Source organism: Pedobacter sp. B4-66 (assembly GCF_018492665.1).
Lineage (GTDB): Bacteria > Bacteroidota > Bacteroidia > Sphingobacteriales > Sphingobacteriaceae > Pedobacter.
Genome location: NZ_JAFVME010000003.1, coordinates 848,740 through 869,497 on the forward strand (window position 1 = coordinate 848,740; position 20,758 = coordinate 869,497).

The following is a 20,758-nucleotide window of genomic DNA, read 5'->3' on the forward strand; positions in this document are numbered from 1 at the left end:
AAACATGAGAGTAATAGCAGAACTTCCGCACCCAGATTGCAAGATCACCCTGTTTAATATGAACCAAAAATACATCATCAAATTTGAGCAAGGAACACTGGAGCAGAGCTACAAATTATCGGAACTAGACCTCAGTGGAGGAGGGGCTAACGAGATCTTTCAGATCCTTGATGAAGCATTTATAGCTACCGTAGTAGAGCGTTTTAAAAATATGCGAAGTGATTTTTCGGCCGCTTACAACAGACAGCAGTACTAGTAGACTAAAACAATCACAAACAACTGTAATACAGATAGTTTAATTGCAATACAGAATATTATTCTGCATTTTAAGACAAACAAACCTATTTAAAGTAGCTTTAAATAAACAAAAACTTAAAACAAATACAAATAAACACACTGTATTACAGTTAATTAAACAACATCACAACATTATATTCGGCAGCCTATAATCGCCAAATATTTGAGAATTTTACAGAAAAACACTGATTTTAAGACTCTGAATTCTCCGTACGATTTAATTGGTGGTATGGAGAATATTTTGAATCTTTGCGAAGATGAAAAATCAAAATAAGGTAATTTATATGAGAACTAAAATTAATATTTTGCTGACTTCAGCTTTAATAATTACAGCTGTACTTTTCTCTTGCAATAATATTAGTGAGTCCATCCAACGAGACATTTTCATCTCCCCAAAACCAGTAGCTTTTACCATACCTAAGATCTCGGATACAGACTCAATAATATTGATTAAAGACATCAATACAAAATCGCTAAATCTCGATTCCTTGATCAATGGTCAGGTAGATAAATTTGGAGCTAAGAATATAAAAAACATAAAGATCAAAGATTTTAAATTAGCGCTTTTAGACACCAATAGTTTAAACAATATTCAAAACATAGAGACCATAATTGTAACCATTAAGGCATCTGGACAAGACAGCTTAATAATTGCCAGAACAAATCCATCAGCCTCCAAGGCTGCAAAGCTTACCATACCATTAGTGTCAGGAATCTCTGACCTTAAAGGCTTCCTAACCTCCCCTTCGTTCAACTACAAACTTACAGGCATTCTTAGAACTGCTACCACCAAAGAATTAAAAGCGGAGATAACAGCAACCTATACAGTTACTGTCGGCTTATAAGTCTCACAACAATTGCAACCTAGTTTTTAAGAATATTGATTATTAACGAGAAATTTCGTACATTTGTAACAAACGGGGTATCATTACACTATTCTCTTAATATTTACTTGCCAATCAAACCTTTTGATTGGGTTTCAATTCCTCCTGGCTACTGATCCGTTGTCGCCCGAGAATTAATTATATCAAGCCATATAACATAGTAAACAACATACGTTTACATGCTGGCAGACAGGTAAAACCAGAGGAAAGTTATTTTTTAACTAATACATTGAATTTATGGCTAAATCTCAGGCTACCTTCATGAAGAAGCAACTAGAAAAAAACAGACAAAAGAAAAAGGAAGATAAAGAGCAGCGTAAACTTGAACGTCAGCAAAATTCCACAGGTGGTGACCTGGAAAGCATGATGGCCTGGGTAAACGAGTTCGGAGAGATTGTTAATACACCTCCAGAGAAAAAATAATTTAGCCTTTAAAAGCTAAAATCTCCAAAAGGATTCTTATTGTTTCAATAAGGGTCTTTTTTTTTGCCCATTATAACCCCCTCCTACAGTCTCCACCAGGAGGCATTTAACCCGGTCTATTTATAGAAGTAACAAAAGGGAATAACTTTTGCGATATTACATGCATCAGTTTAATTAACCTATCACTCCCCTATGTTTAAAGACCAAATTTCAAACACGCAGAACGAACCACTAACCCATCGTCTGAATATCCATGAGGTTCCTGGAGATCACAAAACCTTCCTGTTCCCACCAAATGATAAGGAATTTGCAAAAATCTTTGAAAACGCTTTAAAAAATAAATAGATTCAATTATGGAGCTACCCAAATCATTCTTAGATCATGAAATTAATTGGAGAGATTTCCCTCAACATACCAGCCCCCAAAGGGAGGCTGTTCATGTTTTTAAAATCAATATTCAAGAGTATGATCGGCAATATAGCTCCTACTATGGGGATCTACTTACCCATCAAGAATTTCAAAAAGCTACTGAATTCAAAAATCAAAATGATGCAAAACGATACCTGGCAAGTAAATTTGTAAGCAAAAATATTCTGGCACATTTCGTTTCTACTCCGGCATCTGAAATAGTATTTAAGCAGATAGCGAATAAAAAACCATATATCGACGAAATTGAATTTAATATAAGTCACAGTGCAAACTACCTGCTCATTGCCGTTAGCAGTGTAGAGGTTGGTATAGATATTGAACTTGTTAAACCTGATTTTAATACCGAACTTTTACTTGAACATTGTTTTGATCAGGGAGAGCGTAATTTTATAAACAGACAAAGTAGCAAAGCACATGGTTTTTACTATGCATGGACAAGAAAAGAAGCAATACTTAAAGCCACGGGAGAGGGGCTAACTGATCACCTGAATGAATTAAATTGTTTAACAAACCAAATGATAAGGAACGGCATTACATATCGACTACAAACCGCCATACTTGATGAAAACTATGTATGGACACTTGCAACATCGAATCCACTTTTTAAAACTTTTTACTGGAACTATAATTTAAAATAATGAAACAAGCACTTGGTATAATCTGCGTATTAACTCTTTTCTATTTTTCAACAAATGCGCAAGATACATTATCTTCTAATTCTACATCGAAAGCACATGCAGCATCCGCGCCTGTTGTTCTAAATAAAACACACGAGGCCTTGGGCATATCTAATAAAGTGAGACAATCAGTTGAAGCAATGGTGAATCCTCCGGTTAATATAGCACTCTTCGGTGTAGATAGGCGTAATCCAGAAGACCAGTCTAATTCTGATGTGATCATGGTGATTTCTATTGATCAAAAAAATGGTCAATTAAAAATGTCATCGATCATGAGAGACACTTATGTTAAAATTGAGGGTAAAGGAATGGATAAAATCAATGCTGCATTTGCCTTTGGAGGTCCTCAGTTGGCTATAAAAACCATTAATCAAAATTTCGACTTGGATATAAAAGACTACCTTAATGTTGATTTCTATAGTGCTGCCAGAATTATCGACGCATTAGGTGGAGTGACCATAGATGTAAAACCCACAGAATTACCTCATTTAAATAATTATCTTGATGAATTGGCTAATATTGGAAATACCAGGGCAGAGCACGTCTTAAATTCTGGTTTACAAAAACTAACCGGAAAACAAGCTGTTGCATATACCAGAATCAGGTACGTTGGAAATGGAGATTTTGAAAGAACTGAAAGGCAAAGATCAGTTTTAGTTGCATTATTTAACCAGATAAAAAATGCTGGGCAAAATATGTTCCCTGTTTTTGCAGCGCAAGTTTTACCCAATTTGGAAACTAGCATGAATAATATGGCTATGTTAACATTTGCTAGTAATATCTTAGGCTCAAAAAACAAAGCAATTGACCAGGCCAGGTTCCCATTGGACAGTCAGAGTCTTGGCAAGCGGATTAACAATGTATGGTATTTAACTGCAGATTTAAAATCGACAACCAATGCTCTCCATAATTTTATTTATAAAAATATAAAACCCATCAATAAAAAATAGATTAACTTATTTTCTTTTTGATTTTTCCCATGCAGCACCTTGTGCCTTTCTCAAATATCTGATAATACCTGCTAGTACTGCATAATTCATTACACAAAAGTAGTATGGTATAAATAGCACTTTTACCCTAATATTTCTTCTTTCGAAAAACAAACCTATTAGACTTAAAATATAAAAAACAACCTGGGCAGCAAAAATGAATTTGTATAGAACAAAGTCATTATTAAACGCCAGCCACCCATTTATTAGAAATAAAGCCATTAACAAAAATGGTGTAATTGTCCACCTTAAAACCCTATGACTAATATACTGAAAAGTAAAAATAGGATAATGAAATGGATTGGCAGCCTTTTTTAAACGTAAAATAGACTGTAGACCTCCTGCAGCAATTCTTATTTTACGCTTCAGTTCCTCCTTTACATCTGCAGAAGCTGTTTCCATTGCATAGGCATTCGGTTCATAGGCAATAATATGACCATTTTCAGCTATCCTCATTGCGATCATATGATCATCTATAATTGTATCCGATTCTACGGGCTGATAAAGAGAAGTTCTTATGCTGAACAGTTCTCCTGCAGCCCCCACATTAGAATACAACTCATAATCCCATTTCTTAAGCAAAGATTCATATTTCCAATAAAAGCCTTCACCTGCAGAACTGGCATCAGCACTTTGCTCTACTAGAATTCTTTTTTCGCCTGCTACTGCTCCTACTTTATTGTTCTGATAATGTTTAACTAACTCTAAAATAGCCTCTTGATTTAAAAATGTATTTGCATCAGTAAATATGGTAATCTCTCCTGTAATAAATGGAATTGCTCTTTTAATTGCCGCCATCTTACCAGCACGAACATTTTCGTGCATAAGTGTAACCTGCTCAAATGATCGTATCTTTTCAGCCGTTTGATCACTAGATCCATCAGTTATAAAAATAATTTGCATTTTATCCTTTGGATAATCCAAGGCTAAAGTATTGGTGATCTTTTCTTCTATAATGTCTTCTTCATTATAGGCTGCAACAAGTATAGTAACTGTTGGCAGTATTGAGTTTGTTTTAAATTTGTATGGCTTAATAAAGAATCTTTTGATCCTTACTAATACAAATAACAGGAAACCATATCCCACAAACGTATAAACAACTAAAAATAAGCTAATCCAGAATGCTATTATCATTTCAACAGTTAAATTTTAAACCCAAGTTCATTGCTATCCTTAGAATTTTTGAAATTCCAACAAATCCCCTTAAATACCCACCTAATTAAATCTGTCCTTCCCTTTTTCAAATAAATTAAAACTTGCTTCGGACAGGCAACAAACAAATAAAAAACACTAAAGATTAAGGTATTTAACAAACTCGTATTTCTCCGAATAAACAGCATTCTATTTCTCGTCATAAAATAAGTCTTAATACTGCTCTCTTTCCCTACACTCATCGATTCTTTGTGATATACCCTGCTACGTCCAGTAAACCAAATTTTCTTTCCCGCTTGTTTAAATTTCTCACACCAATCCAACTCCTCATAATAGAGAAAAAACTGATCTGCCATTAATCCCACTGTTTCAAGATCCATTCTTTTGCACATCATAGCAGCCCCGTGGCAGTAACCGGTTTCTCTACTCTCTAAATCGAACTGACCAATATCCTTTTGCATATATCCTATTGCCTTATTTCTGCCTGTCACATAATTCATTTCTGTAAAGCCTGCATACTGTACAACATCCTGCTCTTCAAAATATAAAATCAAAGGAGATAAAATTCCTATTGAAGGATTCTTTACAAATTCAGAAGTCAAAACGTCAATTATGTTCTCAGATATCTCGGTATCATTGTTCAATAGCAAAAGATATTCCCCCTTAGCTACTTTAATACCTAGATTATTTCCTCCTGCAAATCCAAGATTCTTTTCTGAATAAATGTAAATAAGGTCAGGGTATGCCTCTAAATAAGCATCTTTATGATTCTCTATACTCCCATTATCAACTAAAATAACTTCTACTTCCTCAGTAGAAGTATTCGCCTTTACAGACTTTAAAAAATCAATTGTTACTTTGGGTTGATTAAAATTTACAGTGATAATGGAGGTCGTTTTCATTTTTAGTAAAAGTAATCTTTTTGTGGGTATAAGTCAACTCATTTTCCTTACAAAAAATCAATCATTTTATGGCTTATGCAATGGTTAAAGTCAAAGCTTTAGACTATTTTTACCAATCAATCTTAGAGCCCAACAAACAGAATGTCTGATTTCATCAATTCGTTAAAGTCAAAAGTTCAAAATAAACATTTCTTATCGCTAACTGGTAATGCAGTAATGTCTATACTGGGCGTTGTTACTTATTCTTTACTTTACCATTCTCTTTCTCTTGATGCAATCGGTATCTGGATTTTTTTTATAACAGGGTTTTCTTTACTTGACACTTTCAGATCGGGATTTCTAACCATTGCATTCATAAAGTTCTATTCAGGAAGTAGTGAAAGCAAGCAAAAGGAAATAATTGGCTCAACTTGGTATATTGCTATTTTGATAACCATTGGCTTCATTTTATTAAATATCCCTGCTTTTCTTCTGGAAAAGTATGTAAATGACATAGGCTTTTCAATGTTACTGAAATGGTTTGGACTCACTTACATTCTTACCCTTCCGTTTTACATTGCTTCAAATATTGCTCAGGGTGAGCAAAGATTCGACAGATTATTATACATCAGAGTAATCAATACAGGATCATTCATTGGGTTTGTAGTATTATTAATTGTTTTAAAGAAGAATACCTTAGATAATATTCTCTATGCATATCTTACCTCCTCCTTTGTAACCAGTTCTTTTACTTTGATTTTTGGATGGTGTAAGTTGTCTTATTTAAAAAATAGATCTAAAGAAAGTAATTCGCAAATATATAATTTCGGAAAATTTAGTGTAGGAACAACGTTAAGTGCAAGTCTTTTTAAAACCACTGACACTATAATAATAAAGGTTTTTTTAGGAGATGCCGCACTCGCAATTTATAACCTTGGAGTTAAATTATTAGAAGTAATTGAAATACCTTTAAGAAGTTTCATTGCCACCGCAATACCTATATTATCATCTTCTTATAATCAGAAAAAAAAACAGGAGGTAATACAGAATATGTCAAAATTTATTGGCATGCTAACCATTGGACTAATTCCAGTAGCTATACTATCACTCCTCTTTGCTGATCTTGCAATTTATATTATTGGAGGATCTAAGTACATAGACACGGAAGCAGCGAATGTACTACGTTTGTTTATGACATTTGCACTTTTATTTCCAGCTGACCGCTTTTTTGCATTGACTATTGATGTTATTCACCGACCAAAAGTCAACTTTATTAAAATATTAGTTATGCTAGCAGCCAATTTAGCTTTCGACTTTATTGGAGTCAAACTATTTGGAAATGTATATGGAATTGCTTTAGGTTCAATAGTACCCTCCATTATTGCTGTTGTAGTAGGATATAAAGCACTACAGAGCTATAGTAAGTTCAGTTTTTGGTCAATATTTCCTTCGGGATACAAGGATTTGATTACACTTATTAAAAATGTTAGATTCTAAAGTTTCAAGATTTTAATTGCCCTTGCAAGAGGATCTGCAAAATAAGTGATATACTTTGTATCTTTAAAAGACGCTTCTTTTCCTGCTAATTTTGATGATATCACTTGCTTTAACGACAACTGTTTGCCTATTTTAACTTTAGATATCTTCGGATCTTTTCCTAAAGCCAGTTTTACCATTATTAACGGAAAATTCAATCCCGTTTGGATATAAGAATTGGATATAAGAACTTACCACTGACGCCCAAAAACGACCATTGATTTCCAAAATTTTCACAGAATCATCACGGGATTCAACTATATCATTAGAACTGAAATCATGTCCATTCTTAACTGGTGATTCCTGTATCGTATAGAGAGAATGAAGGGCAAGGAATCTCATTCTCTGTTAAAAATTTTGCGAGTTTCATTTTATTGATACTAATGTCAAACATATTAGTATCAGTGGCCCGGCTACAAACAGCAAGTTTACTTAATTCCCGAAATGCAGCTTCACATTCCTCGTTTCAAGTTCATCTACAAGCATAATTAAATCAATAGAATCAGTAGCAACTATTTTCTTAACCAAGAGAAAGATTAGAGTCGTAGCTAATTAAAAGTATTGACATTTTTTTTGATATGAGATTATTTTTTCACTTTATCCAATAAAGATGTTCTTTGTTTGCTAGATTACCAAACAAAACAAGAACAATAATTAAGAATTAAAACATAAAAATTACGCTCAAGATCAATAAGTTATAAAGAAAAAAACACGCTAATAATTTTCGTACCAAAAATACAATTCCGAAAAAAAAACTTCTAACATAGGAGTTGTAACAAATATTTTTTTTACAGAAAAAGTGGTTTTAATTAATGAAAAAAGGCCATTACAAAAAAATAATACAAATTTAATTATGATTATATCTCAAAAAAATTACATTTGCACAAGGGACTTATATTTAAGAGAGATTTTTCATGCAATTACTTTACCCAATTAGGGTATTTTTTTTCCTGTTTATCTACATAAGTTAACAAGAAATTTTCATCTATTAATAGATCTAGATAATGAATGAATTTAAGTTTAGAATGTATTATTTAACAACAACAATATGAAATTAAATTATAACCTATTTTTCATAATTCTTCTATTACTAGCTTGCAAAAAAAATACAGTAAGTGAATCTATCCAGACACCTGAAGCACCCCCAACCTCAATTCCCAATGAAGATACAAGTCTTGTTCCTCCAATTACAGGCAAAACAATAATCGTAGGGACAGGATCCGGAAATCTAGTTATCAACGGCGCTACCCTTAAATTAGGTTGTGGCGATCGCATAAAGATAACGAAAGGAGCATATAAGAGTATTAACATTCAAAATATTCAATCTACAGATGGATGCCCGATCATGATTATAAATGGAGGCCTGGTAGAATTGAAGGGCAACAACGCTATAATGAACCTAACTAATTTAAAGAATGTAATCATTTCGGGAACTGGCGATCCTACAATTAAATATGGTTTTCAATTTCATGATAATGCTTACCGATCTATATTAATATCACGCCCTTATAACAATGCTACCATCCAAAACGCTTCCTTCAAAAACATTAAAGACTGGGTAATCATCTATAATAATCAAAATACAAAATATGATGGTACAGAAGCTTCTTATTCCAAGAATCTGAAGTTCTTAAATATCTATGCTGAAAATACAGCAAGACTTATTAATTTCCCTGGATCTGCAGAATGGGGAGCAATGAATGGTTTAATCAAAGGATTAGAAATTGCTAATTTAGAATACAATAACTCACCCACAGTAGGCAGTATAGCATGGGTTGGCAATGTAGAAGATTACTCCATACATCACAATAGAGTTAATAATATTAATTCTGCCAACAATGAGCACAATGGAATATTTCAAATGATGGGAAATGGAAAATTCTACAACAACTACATAAGTAACCATCAAGGAAATGCAATTAGAGCTTGGTGTTATTCGATAGGCACTACGAAAAAAGAAATCTTGATCTATAATAATATTGTGGTTAATTCCAGGAAATACTCTGCATTCGAAGTCCAGACAGTTCCTGCATATGTAACATCGGGATTAACGTATGTAAATGTAAAGGTCTTCAACAATACATGCGGAAATTTAAATACAACCAAACAATGGTATGGAAATCTTGTTGACGTTTATTCACTACAAGGAGGCACCTGTCAAGTATTTAATAATATTGGATTCAATTTCCCTGCTTCAAATCCCTTTAACAAAACAATTAACCAACAAGGCGTAACTAAATCAGAAGACCTTGGAAATCTATATTTTGCGACTAGTAATGATGTTGGATTTTCAAGTCAGACCACATGGAGATTAAATTCAAATTCAAAAGCAAAAAATAAAGGCAGAGCACATTATCTAGTAGTTAGAGATTACTATGAAACATTAAGAAATGCCATATCACCTTCATATGGAGCGGTAGAATAAATATTATAATTCGTTTTTCTTAAGTTTACTAACGGCATATGCGCAGGCTCTTGCCGTTAAGGCCATATAGGTTAATGATGGGTTTTGACATGCTGATGAGGCCATACAACTCCCATCCGTTACGAAAACATTTTTAACGGCATGTATTTGGTTAAATTTATTAAGAACTGATGTTTTAGGATCGTGTCCCATTCTTGCAGTTCCCATTTCATGAACAGTACTACCTCCATTATGACCGTAATTAAATCCATTAACATCCTCAAAACCGGCATATTCAAGCATAGCACAACTGGACTGTTGAATATCATTCATCATTTTTGTTTCATTAGCTTTAAATGAAAAGTCAATGCTTACTAATGGGATTCCCCATTTATCTTTTTGTGTATCGCTTAAACTAACTTTATTCTCAAAATAAGGCAAACACTCCCCCCATCCCGCCATCCATACAGACCACGAACCTGGAGTAGATAGTTGGGCTTTAAAAGCCTTTCCAAAACCATCAATCCCTTTTGATTTGTCAATCCATTCTTGCCTTTCTCCGTGCCCCTGAATGTTGTATCCACGAACATACTCTTCATCTGACGTTCCTGGAATTAAATTTTTATACCTTGGAATCAAAAATCCCGCGGGTCTTCTACCCTTATAATATTTGTCTTTGAAGCCTGGATGAATACCAGTTGCGCCTGCGGAGGAATGGTGGTCCATTAAATTATGTCCAAGTTGCCCACTATCATTACCAAAACCATTTGGAAAACGACTTGATACGGAATTCAACAACAATGCAGTTGTTGAAATCGTTGAAGCATTTACAAAAATTATTCTGGCATAAAACTCATACTGTTCACCATTTAATGTATCAATAACTTTAACTCCGGTAGCTTTCTGTGTATGTTCATCATAAATTAATTCGGAAGCAATAGAAAAAGGGCGCAGAGTAAGATTCCCTGTCGAATTTGCAACAGGAATGGTTGAACTGTTACTACTAAAATAAGCACCAAACGGACATCCTCTTGTACAAAGATTCCTATTCATACATGTACCTCTACCTTTCCAGGCTTGTGTTAAATTAGCAACCCTGGCAATTGTCATTATCCTATGTTCATCATTTTTTTTAATAGATTCTGCCAAATGTCTTTCTATGCAATTGAGTTCCATAGGAGGCAGAAAATTCCCATCTGGCAATTGAGGAAGCCCTTCAGCCTTTCCACTAATCCCAACAAAACTCTCTGTATAATCATACCACGGCTTGATATCAGAATATCTAATTGGCCAATCAACTCCATGCCCATCGTACAGGTTTGCGCTAAAATCAAGATCACTCCAACGATAGCATTGCCTGCCCCAGACTAAAGATCTCCCTCCAACCTGACTTCCGCGAATCCAGTCAAAGGGTTTTTCCTGTAAGTAAGGTTGTTCCTTATCACGAATAAAGAAATGCTTATTCCCTGGTCTATAAACTTTGCTCTGAACCGGATCATCAATTTTATCCTGAACAGTATTGTTATTTCCGAATTTAAAATCCCATGGATCTAGCATCGCGGTTGGATAATCTTTTACATGTTCAACATCTCTACCCCTCTCCAACACCAATGTTTTAAGACCTTGCTTACATAATTCCATAGCTGCCCATCCTCCACTGATTCCTGACCCTATTACGATAGCATCATAGGTATTATCCCGCTTTAGTTTTCCACTGATCTGCATTATTCTTTAATTACTTAGTAGCCCATGATGGTTCTCCCTGTCTATAACTAATACAAGGTTCGTATGTATGGGGTATTTTATCATATTTTAGATTTCTCGAAGCTCCCAAATAGGAATTACAATATCCGTCGATAGTGTATCGTTTTAGTAAGCTAAAAAAAGGTTCCCCTAACACTTTCTTTCTTATCTTTCCTACAATCCCTGCCTTAATTTCCCCTTTATTTTCAAAATATGTAATTATTTCATCTCTTTGCTTTTCGTTACAATTCATAAAAGAGCTTCCATACTCATTTATTGAGTATCTTTTTAATTCTTCCAATCCTTTGTAAAAATTGCTCTTTTCTACTTCAGAAGCACAGTTTTCTAGTATTCCTATAATGAAAATATGTACACCCGCAGCTTTAGCACCCGCACTTTGAGTTTCAGGAATAATGCAGTCTACAACTTCGGCAAGCAAAATTTTATGTTCAGAAAAGTATTCTTTATACGGATGGTCTAGCTCAAAAATAGCTTTATAAATGGAAAATGAAAACAAACCTGAAAAGCCAGCTATTCCACCTATTTTTAACACCTTACGTCTATTCATATTATTTCTTGATTTTATCCCAGGTAGCAGTTTCAAAATTAAATCGCTTAATAATACGTGCCGGATTTCCCACTACAACACAATACTCAGGAACATCATTAGTCACTACACTACCCCCACCTACAACTGAGTGTTTCCCAATCCTAATACCAGCCGTTACAACAGAATTTGCACCTATCCAAACATCATCCTCTATAACAATATTGGCGGTAACAACCGATTGCTTACTTGGAGGTATTACTGGATCAGAATATCCATGATTCAATCCTGAAATTACTATATGCTGGGCAAGCATTACGTTATTTCCTATTTCAACGGGGCCAATAATAATATTAGAAATCCCCACTATGGTATCAGATCCGATAAATACATCACCTACACCATTGTTAATAACAGAAAAATCTTCAATAAGTGAATTTTCACCTAGCTCAAATTTATTAAATGGAAATAAATCAAGTCTGGTTTTCCATCTTACAACAGATGATTTCCTTCGTTTATGTTTAAACGGATTTATGAATATCCTAACCCACAACCGTGGCTTATAGCTAGAAACTAACATCCAATGAACTAGTTTTTTTAGCTTAGGATTCGACTTTATTTTATCCGAGATAGACATCATTCAAAATAAATTAAACAGTAGATTTTATAGCCTTATAAATTTCAGCAACACTATTAGTCCATGTATGTGAGGAAGCAAACAACTTTCGAGCCTCTATTAACTCAACTGAGTTGTTAGATAAGGCTTCCTCGATAAACCGAACATATTCTTCCTTACCTGTAGCGAGATAAACAAATTCGCTAAAGGTCCCCATTGCCTCCGTTAATGTGGCTACAACCGGCTTACCCATAGCTAGATACTCATCAACTTTCCTTGGATAATTGCCAATTGTGAGTTCATTTAATAATTGTGGATTCAAGCAAACATCAAATCCTTTTATAAAACTTGGTAAGCGGGATTCGGGAACACGACCAATAAAATGCACATTTTTCATCAAATTTAATTCATTATTTTTAAATTGATCGTCAGCAGGACCTACAAGGACAACCTGCCACTCTGGCTTTTCCCTTGCAACATGAACTAAAATATCAATATCAAGTCTGCTCGCGCTAACTGCTCCCACATAACCAATTATGGGAGTTTTTATCTCTTTCAATTCCTTAGGGATCTGCAAACTGCTATCGTCTTTAAACAAAGTCAGATCACATCCCTGTCCAACATAAAAAGATCTCGGATTATATTTCTTACAATAATTCGCCAAATAGATCGAGTTGGCAACAATTACATCACTTTTTTCAATCAACTCTGGCTCTAATTGCATACCATGATACCTCCAGTAGTCAACGCCCAACATATAATCTCTAGAATAGTAAACACTAACCTCAGGAGATAGCAATTCTTTCAAATAAAATGACCTGAATATATCATTATCATTAAATAGTATTACATTCTTAAAATCAAGCTCCTTCATAGCTTTTTTTATAGAGGAAGCAAACCTAACATTGTTCCTTTTATTAAGATATCTGAACAATGGTCTAAATTTAATCCAGTTAATAGATTCAATAGTTCTGTCAGGATTCAACTCCCAAAGATTTTCAAATTGCTTTGTTAAACACCTTATTACCTTGTTAACTACATTAATCCTTTTAGAAATAAAAGGATTTTTTCTATCCTTTATCTTCGTAATCCGGTCTAAAGGAGGATTTACATACAATACTCTATTGTATTTACTAAACTCCATTGCCAAATTCTTACAATTACTGCCAATTTGAATGTCCCAGGCTTGCTGGCCAACTATTACGATATCTCTATTTTCTATTAGATCTTGGCTCATATTAAGCTTAGATAATGGGTTTTTTAATAAACAATAATTTAAAAATCTCTGAGTCTTAATCAGAAAACACGGTCCACTAAAACAAAGATTTTAATTTCAAATAAAAGTTTTTAGGCCAATCCTTATTCATAAATGGCTTTTCTAAATAAAAATAAAATACTGCACTAATTGATAGAATAATTGGAATAAATATGCCCAGTTGCACAAACAGGTTCACAGCGTAATAAGAACTTACCTGAATCTTTTTTGTAAGCAAAATTAAAAATTCTGCAAAAGGCAGATGGATGAGGTAAATAGTATAACACATCCCTCCTATAGCCATAATCCATCTGTTTACTACAAATCTGTTCAGATAGTTACCCTTAAATACAGAAACAAAAAATACAAATAAAGAGATTAGAACCATTATCCTGTTAAACAATTCATAATCCCAGCTCCAAAAATAAATCAGAGAACATAATGCAAGGACACCTGTAAAATCAAAAAGAGTGTTCGGACTAATTTCGCTCCAATCATTTAAATAAAGATCAGCTAAAAGAAATCCAACAAGAAAATACTGAAGATGTCCAAGTATAGTGAAGTTATAGGGCACTTTAAAAAATTGGAAATATTGCTGACATAACACCAGAAGTAAAATGATAGTAATGTTAAAAATTCTTCTCAAATATTTTTCTTTGATCTTGAAAAATAACATAGCTAAAAAAGGCGCTAGTAAATAAAACTGAATCTCAATCTCCAAAGTCCAGGTTGGTGGATTAAAAGGCGACCATTCATTATAAATCAAAGCATGCGTATAAGTAATATTAGCTAAATAATGAGGTAAATATGTCAAAAAAGGAACATGTTTATGAAAAACAAATAACAGAAAGAATAAGGTCATCCATATTACGTAAGGTGGCTCCAATCTTGTTACTCTTCTTAAAAAATAATTACCAATTTTAACTTCTTTTTTCCCTTGAAATTTATGGGCAGCGAACGGAAGCCCCAGTACAAAACCACTAATTACAAAAAAAATATACACACCTAAGAAGCCTCGGGCTGCCAAAAAACTAATGAAATTATCGGATGCAAGAGGTATAAAATCAATAGATGTGTTTCGTTCAAATCTTTCTGTAAAATGTTGTACTAAAACAGGAAGTATGGCTATAAACCTTAGTCCGTCAATTTCTCTGATAAGTTTCCCCCCTGATGTAATCCTGGTTAATTTTGAAGGAAGGGAATTAAGGAATTTAAACATGTTGTGCCTGTTGAAATGCGTTATAATTTTTTCTTTTTTTCAATTTTGTATCCGTTAATAAATCCCCAGACTAAAAATGCGATTGCGGGTAAAGCTAATATTTCAAATGGCATACGATATTACTTTTGAGACAATTGATCAGTTTGTGAATTTGAAGTATGAGGTGTTGGCATGAATGAAACCTTTGCGCGCTTAATTCTAAATAATGCAATTACCATACACCATAATGCATAAGGAATTTTAAAAACAGCCGACACTAAACGTCTATCACGATAAAATTTTAAAGGCAGAGAAATTAATAACGTAAAACATAAAACAACAAATAGCACAATAAAGTAATAAGAGAGAGGACTATTTAGTAAAGCAAACCCAGCTACTGATAAGACAAATAACAGTCCCAAAAGCAACATCCTAGGTACGAGCATAGATTGAAGAACTTTATTGAAAAATTCAAAATTCCTATTCACAAACAGCTCACGAAATCCTTGAAAAAAGTACTTTTTAAAAAATTCTATCTGAGCGGCAATCCAACGGGTTCGTTGCTGTGTAAAGACCTTAGCGTTTTCAATTTTCTCATCATACACATAAGTATTATTCAGATAAACAATCTTGTTTTTATCCTTTGCTATTTTGAAATCCATCTCCTTATCTTCACCTACCGTTTCGCCGATATCTTTTAATAACGAATGGAGGTAATCAAATTCAAAAGCCATTCCTGAACCAATCAATGCAGGTGAAAGTCCTACTGCATAATGACCTTTTCTATAAATATGGTTATTGATTTCTTCGTTGCAAGCATCCAAAAATGCAAAAGTTGTATTCAGATTCTTTGCGGTTCTATGTGTCTGCACAACTTTATGTTCGTCAGCAAAAGCAATATTTAGATCATTAAGAAAATTGTCAGCCATAATATTATCGATATCCAATACCAAAGCTATGTCATACCTATCTGCAGGAATAAGATTCATGGCACACAATAGTGACTTTCCTTTAGTACTCTTTTCAAAATAAACAGGAATAACAGTGCAACCAAACTCATTCATTTTATCTATAGCATTCTTACTCAGTCCATCAGCAACCACAAACACCTTAAATTCACCATCATAACTATGATTTACAGCTCGAAAACTAGATTCTAGAATTACAGCATCCTCCTTATAGGCTGGGATAAGAATTGCAATCTTTTTTAGTGTCGCTACTCTCCCCTTTTTCTCTTTCTTCAAAAAATGTCCAGCTATTGCAAAAAACAACAGATAAACACAATTAAAAAGGAGATAAAGTCCAACTATTGCACTTATCCCAAAAACTATATCTTTAAAAATATCTATCATAGCAATTTATGCTTTATTATCTAAACCCAGAGTGTGTTCTTTCCTGTCAAAGTTTGGCGAATACAATACAAAACCCCACGACATATAGAGAATCATAGAAGACGGAAATCCGTTCATAACTTCATTTCCATAACTACAAAAAAACAGACCGGCAGTACCCGCCGTCAGCGCAATCATTTTAACCCTTAACTGGTCATCTTTTAAATTCCAAACTATCCCACAACATTTACCTAAAATATACATGTTCATAGAGAACCAGATCAGTAACCCTACAATCCCATACATAGTCCACACCTTTACCCAGTAACTATCAGGTGGTATTGTCGATAAGAGCTTATCAGAGTTATAAATTGTTCCATTCATCCCACTAACCCCTACTCCTCCTCCAAAAGGCATTCCCGAAAGAATCTCACCAAGTTTCTTTTGGTTATTAAACCTAACATTAAGAGATGGATCTGTTGGATCTAGTGCCGTTCTAAAGCGATTAATTTGATAAATTCCATTTCCAATTGAGGTATATTTTAAGAACCCTAAAAACAACAACGCAATCATGGACCCGACAATCAACACTTTAAAATTTTTACTTAAGAATATTGCAAAAAATGCTGCACTAATTAAAGCAAACAACGCACCCCTAGTTCCTGAAATCAGCATCCCATAAAATAGAATGGCAGCGGCTAAGAAAAGCAATACCTTTTTCCAAATTTTGAAGGGCCCCATAGCTAAAACCAACGCAATTAAACCAACCTCAGCTTGCGAGGCTCCAAATTGTCCGGCATCGGTATAAAATGAAAACACTCTAAGTTGTCCGAAGACAAGATGAGTAAAATCTGCACCTTCATCCAACCACTTTTGCTCTCCTGCCGAAACACCTATAAACAGCTGTTTCATCCCATACAGAGCCGCCAGAACAGACATTCCTATTATCAATATTAGAAAAAAGTCTACATCCTTCTTTTTATTGAACATTAAAAATACCAGGGGGGCCAGTATAATCCAATTAAAAGAGGTAAACCTAACCTCATTTAGCCACCCTAACAAACTTGCACCTGCTGGATTTACAATTTCCAGTAAGTTGATGATAAACCATGCTAATGCAATATATACATAATCATTTTTTGCAGCAGCCCAGTTAAATTTAGATTTATTGATCAACATAGTAAACCATGTTAAACTCAAAAGTATCTCCATCATGTAACCCCACGGAACCCCATCTACATTTTTAAGCAAGGAATTGATTACAAAACAGTAAATGAAATATGTAATTACTGCAACACGTGGATTTAAAAATGTTGAAATTAAAAATGCTAGGCCAATACTCGCCGCAATAATAGAAACAGGTATAATAACACCAAATGCATAAGTGAAATAACCCACAACTAATGACGTAAGTATACCAAAAACAAGAAAAGTGTTTTTATTTTTAAAATTCAATACTTTGCTCATGAAAGTGATATTATTATAAATGAGCAGATAAAAGTCTGCTCATTTATTATGTTAAACCTAACTTTCAACTTGTTTATTGAGAACCCAACCCATAAAGCCAGGATGTTTTGTGATATATTCCAAGTTTTCTAATTGTTCATCACTTATTGTCTGCCCAGCAGCAAAAACGGCAATATTTTTTTCGGTAAAGAGTAACCATTCCTTAGCACGATTAATATTTTCCAGACTAGCAATATCAACAATAATCAGATCAAATTCTTCCTTTAAGATACTAAAGCCCGATTTTAAATTATCCTTATTTTGAATCTCAAATAAAGAAGTACTATCTGACTTTGTATTTAAAACAGTAATCAAATCTTCAATCTGAATTTCTTTCTTAATAATGAATGTTTCAAAAAACTGATCAGGGATTAGCTTTTGATCCGACGATGCATGTTCAGGCTCTTGATCACCTCTGATTAATAATACCTTCTTTCCAGTCATAGCAAAAGCATAAACCAAACTTGAAGTAAGAAATGTTTTACCCTCACCAGATAACAAACTAGTAATTCCCAGAATCTTATTACCACCTTCAGAAAGTAGCTGATCTACTTCAAATCTCAGAGAGCGCAACAGATCTTTATAAATCAAGTGCTCGCTGTCAGGATGCTCTTCTTTCCAAAGATCCCTAACCTCTATACTACCCTTTTTAATCAGATTAATTCGACCAATTACTTTATTATTTGTTACTTTTTGCAACTGCCTAACCGTATTTACAGACTTATCCAATAAAAAGACAACCAAAATACCCATCAAACAGATTACAAGTGAAGCAACAGCTGAAAGAGCTACGTACAAAACCTTTTTTGAAGGTTCCGGTACTCCCGGATAACCAGCCTCAGCAAGATTAAGTTTTAAGCCGATTTTCTTTTCCAAACTGTTTGTGTTCGATCTATTCAGCACTTCAAGATACTCTTTTGTTGCTACATCAGCGTCTCGTTCAAAATTCTGAACACCTGCATCAAAAGGAACCATTGTGTTATATTTTGCCCTAAGCTGGTTTAACTCCGAATCAATAGATTTAATACTGCTTCTAGCCTGATCTAAAGCTACTTCCAAACCCATTTTTTGAGTAATTAGACTCTGCTTATTAGCTGTTGGATCTGCAACATAGCGATTAGAAGCATTATTCATTTGCTCAGACAGCAAAACTTGTAATGAATCTACTTTCTTCTTATCGGCAGGATTAAAGTTATTGTCAACATATCGTTCATTAGCAATCTTAAGTTGATTCTTAATATTAACAATCTTGTTATTATCAGCAATCACACTCCCACCTGCATAAGTCTGATCATTACCATTTATCCTTTGATCTATATTAGATATAGCTCCTTGGTTTGATTGAATCAGCCTGATCGCATCAGATTTCTTTTGCTCATAATCTGTTATCTGCTTGTAGATAATTTCAGATTGTTTATCCAAATTGAGTACGCCATTATTTACTTTATAATTTTTCAGTGCGGCGTTCTTCTCATTCATTAAATCCTCCTTTTGTTTCAAAAGAGAATCTAACAATACATTAGATTTATTTTGGTTATTGGCCACATCAATACTATAAGTACTGATAAAATCAGACGAAAGCGAATTTACTACAAATGCCGAAAAATTAGGATTTTCTGAAGTAAATAGAATCGTAATAAAATCTGAATTGTCAATGTGATAAATAGTCAACTTCTTATTTAAAGATCCAGCATCATACTTCATCGATTCAAGAATATCAAAAACCTTTAATTTTCCATTTAGAGCCGGAGTAATCACCGTTTTGCTCGACAATAGTTTTTTATATTCCTCAAGTAGCGCGCTCTTCTCTGTTGGACTAAGATTTTTGATCTCATCTGAGTATTTTGTAAATGCTTTATAAGGATCTTCCAAATCATGAATTATTAGATTATACGACAAAACACTAGTGGTTTTATCCATCTTCATGATCTCCATGATATTTGCGAACTGTGAATTTACCCTAAAGTAATCCTGATTATTGTTTTGATTGGAAGAAATTTGTTGAGACTGATCTATTAATCCGGTCGAAATTTGAGATTTAGATACATATTTTTTTGGTAAATCCTTAACAAAAAAACCAGTTACTATTACACTCACAACTGGAACTACGATCAATATCCATTTATAATGCTTTAACAGCTTAAAAAATTGCCTTATATCCATATTCTCTATTAAACTCTGCTTCTATTTATTTAACCTCGGTTAATTTTTTTCCGATAATTTCTTCTAATGAATCTTTTGCTAATAAATAATCTGCTTCAGCCTGAATTTTAGATGAACTGGCATCAGCAGCTTTTGATCTTGCATAATTATAAGCTTCTAATTGAGCTGTACCTTTTTCATATCTATTCTTCAGATCTTCTACAGCACTTACATTATCCTGCACATTCTGAGTCTTTATTTTAAGATCATTTAAGAGTCTAATATAGTTATAATATCTTCTTTTTACTTCCATTGTTAATGTGCTCTCATATTCTTCATTTTCGAGCTGAGCAATTTTAAGTTCAGTTTTAGCTTTTTTTGCCATAGCTGGCTTTTGAAGAAACTGACCGATGTTAATATTAGCTCCAAATTGAAATCCATTCAAATTATATGGATTTAGCGTATTCACAGCAGTTTTATTATCCGGTCTGTAAATATAGGAAGCACTTAAAATGTCCAAATAAGATATATTAGCGGCACTGGCAACACTTTTTGCACGTTCTACATTACCTTCAAACACTTTCTTTCTTGGAAAATTCTCTTTTGCAGATTGAATATATTTATCAAGCATAGCGTAATTAACATCATCAATCATTGATTCTTGAGCAAAAGTATTTAAGCTTAAAAACACTAATGCAGTTAATATAGTTTTAAATAAAGTTTTCATATTTTTTTTATATCATTTAAT

At 33.7% G+C, this 20,758-nt stretch carries 19 protein-coding genes; 7 read left to right on the forward strand and 12 right to left on the reverse strand.

Annotated features, from left to right (window positions below; genetic code table 11):
* Window positions 1-4: 4 nt before the first annotated feature.
* From J1905_RS08255 to J1905_RS08275, 5 genes are all read left to right on the forward strand, one after another.
* Complete coding sequence (locus J1905_RS08255) at window positions 5-256, forward strand: hypothetical protein (RefSeq protein WP_214226794.1); 252 nt, start codon at window positions 5-7, stop codon at window positions 254-256.
* A 325-nt stretch (window positions 257-581) separates the two neighbouring features.
* Window positions 582-1,142 (forward strand): hypothetical protein, encoded by a 561-nt coding sequence (locus tag J1905_RS08260; protein ID WP_214226795.1) that lies wholly within the window; start codon window positions 582-584, stop codon window positions 1,140-1,142.
* A gap of 300 nt (window positions 1,143-1,442) precedes the next feature.
* A complete protein-coding gene (locus J1905_RS08265) occupies window positions 1,443-1,604 on the forward strand; it encodes a hypothetical protein (protein ID WP_226905054.1) in 162 nt (53 codons plus the stop codon).
* A 353-nt stretch (window positions 1,605-1,957) separates the two neighbouring features.
* On the forward strand, window positions 1,958-2,671 hold the full coding sequence (locus J1905_RS08270; protein ID WP_214226796.1) for a 4'-phosphopantetheinyl transferase family protein: 714 nt from the start codon (window positions 1,958-1,960) through the stop codon (window positions 2,669-2,671).
* Window positions 2,671-3,660 (forward strand): LCP family protein, encoded by a 990-nt coding sequence (locus tag J1905_RS08275; RefSeq protein ID WP_214226797.1) that lies wholly within the window; start codon window positions 2,671-2,673, stop codon window positions 3,658-3,660. Before J1905_RS08270 ends, J1905_RS08275 begins: the two co-directional genes overlap by 1 nt.
* A gap of 6 nt (window positions 3,661-3,666) precedes the next feature.
* Here the strand turns inward: J1905_RS08275 and J1905_RS08280 are convergent, their stop codons facing one another.
* Both J1905_RS08280 and J1905_RS08285 read right to left on the reverse strand, forming a co-directional pair.
* Window positions 3,667-4,833: a glycosyltransferase family 2 protein gene (locus J1905_RS08280; RefSeq protein WP_214226798.1), complete on the reverse strand. Its 1,167-nt coding sequence runs from the start codon at window positions 4,831-4,833 to the stop codon at window positions 3,667-3,669.
* A gap of 8 nt (window positions 4,834-4,841) precedes the next feature.
* Window positions 4,842-5,753, reverse strand: coding sequence for a glycosyltransferase family 2 protein (locus J1905_RS08285; RefSeq protein ID WP_214226799.1), 912 nt, complete (start codon window positions 5,751-5,753; stop codon window positions 4,842-4,844).
* 141 nt (window positions 5,754-5,894) lie between these two features.
* Between J1905_RS08285 and J1905_RS08290 the strand changes: the two genes are divergently transcribed.
* Entirely contained in the window at window positions 5,895-7,229 is a 1,335-nt protein-coding gene (locus J1905_RS08290; RefSeq protein WP_214226800.1) for a lipopolysaccharide biosynthesis protein, read from the forward strand.
* A gap of 138 nt (window positions 7,230-7,367) precedes the next feature.
* On the opposite strand, the gene J1905_RS08295 is transcribed toward J1905_RS08290, so the two are convergent.
* Window positions 7,368-7,610: a hypothetical protein gene (locus J1905_RS08295; RefSeq protein ID WP_214226801.1), complete on the reverse strand. Its 243-nt coding sequence runs from the start codon at window positions 7,608-7,610 to the stop codon at window positions 7,368-7,370.
* Between the two features lie 706 nt (window positions 7,611-8,316).
* On the opposite strand from J1905_RS08295, the gene J1905_RS08300 reads away from it, so the two are divergent.
* The gene (locus J1905_RS08300; protein WP_214226802.1) at window positions 8,317-9,693 is read left to right on the forward strand and encodes a hypothetical protein; all 1,377 of its coding nucleotides are present in this window, start codon (window positions 8,317-8,319) and stop codon (window positions 9,691-9,693) included.
* 3 nt (window positions 9,694-9,696) lie between these two features.
* On the opposite strand, the gene J1905_RS08305 is transcribed toward J1905_RS08300, so the two are convergent.
* The 9 genes from J1905_RS08305 to J1905_RS08345 all read right to left on the reverse strand — a co-directional run bounded on the left by J1905_RS08305 (window position 9,697) and on the right by J1905_RS08345 (window position 20,737).
* A complete protein-coding gene (locus tag J1905_RS08305; protein ID WP_214226803.1) occupies window positions 9,697-11,397 on the reverse strand; it encodes a GMC oxidoreductase in 1,701 nt (566 codons plus the stop codon).
* Window positions 11,398-11,407: 10 nt separating this feature from the next.
* Window positions 11,408-11,983, reverse strand: a complete 576-nt coding sequence (locus J1905_RS08310; RefSeq protein WP_214226804.1) for a gluconate 2-dehydrogenase subunit 3 family protein — start codon at window positions 11,981-11,983, stop codon at window positions 11,408-11,410.
* A gap of 1 nt (window position 11,984) precedes the next feature.
* Entirely contained in the window at window positions 11,985-12,602 is a 618-nt protein-coding gene (locus tag J1905_RS08315) for an acyltransferase (protein WP_250318035.1), read from the reverse strand.
* A gap of 10 nt (window positions 12,603-12,612) precedes the next feature.
* Window positions 12,613-13,815, reverse strand: a complete 1,203-nt coding sequence (locus tag J1905_RS08320) for a glycosyltransferase (protein ID WP_214226805.1) — start codon at window positions 13,813-13,815, stop codon at window positions 12,613-12,615.
* A 76-nt stretch (window positions 13,816-13,891) separates the two neighbouring features.
* Window positions 13,892-15,052 (reverse strand): acyltransferase family protein, encoded by a 1,161-nt coding sequence (locus tag J1905_RS08325; RefSeq protein ID WP_214226806.1) that lies wholly within the window; start codon window positions 15,050-15,052, stop codon window positions 13,892-13,894.
* A 119-nt stretch (window positions 15,053-15,171) separates the two neighbouring features.
* The gene (locus tag J1905_RS08330; RefSeq protein ID WP_214226807.1) at window positions 15,172-16,383 is read right to left on the reverse strand and encodes a glycosyltransferase family 2 protein; all 1,212 of its coding nucleotides are present in this window, start codon (window positions 16,381-16,383) and stop codon (window positions 15,172-15,174) included.
* Between the two features lie 6 nt (window positions 16,384-16,389).
* Window positions 16,390-17,829 carry an O-antigen ligase family protein gene (locus J1905_RS08335; protein WP_214226808.1) on the reverse strand — a complete coding sequence of 480 codons (1,440 nt, stop codon included), beginning with the start codon at window positions 17,827-17,829 and terminating at the stop codon, window positions 16,390-16,392.
* Window positions 17,830-17,886: 57 nt separating this feature from the next.
* Window positions 17,887-20,031 (reverse strand): exopolysaccharide transport family protein, encoded by a 2,145-nt coding sequence (locus tag J1905_RS08340; RefSeq protein WP_214226809.1) that lies wholly within the window; start codon window positions 20,029-20,031, stop codon window positions 17,887-17,889.
* A gap of 25 nt (window positions 20,032-20,056) precedes the next feature.
* On the reverse strand, window positions 20,057-20,737 hold the full coding sequence (locus J1905_RS08345) for a TolC family protein (RefSeq protein ID WP_214226810.1): 681 nt from the start codon (window positions 20,735-20,737) through the stop codon (window positions 20,057-20,059).
* Window positions 20,738-20,758: the final 21 nt, after the last annotated feature.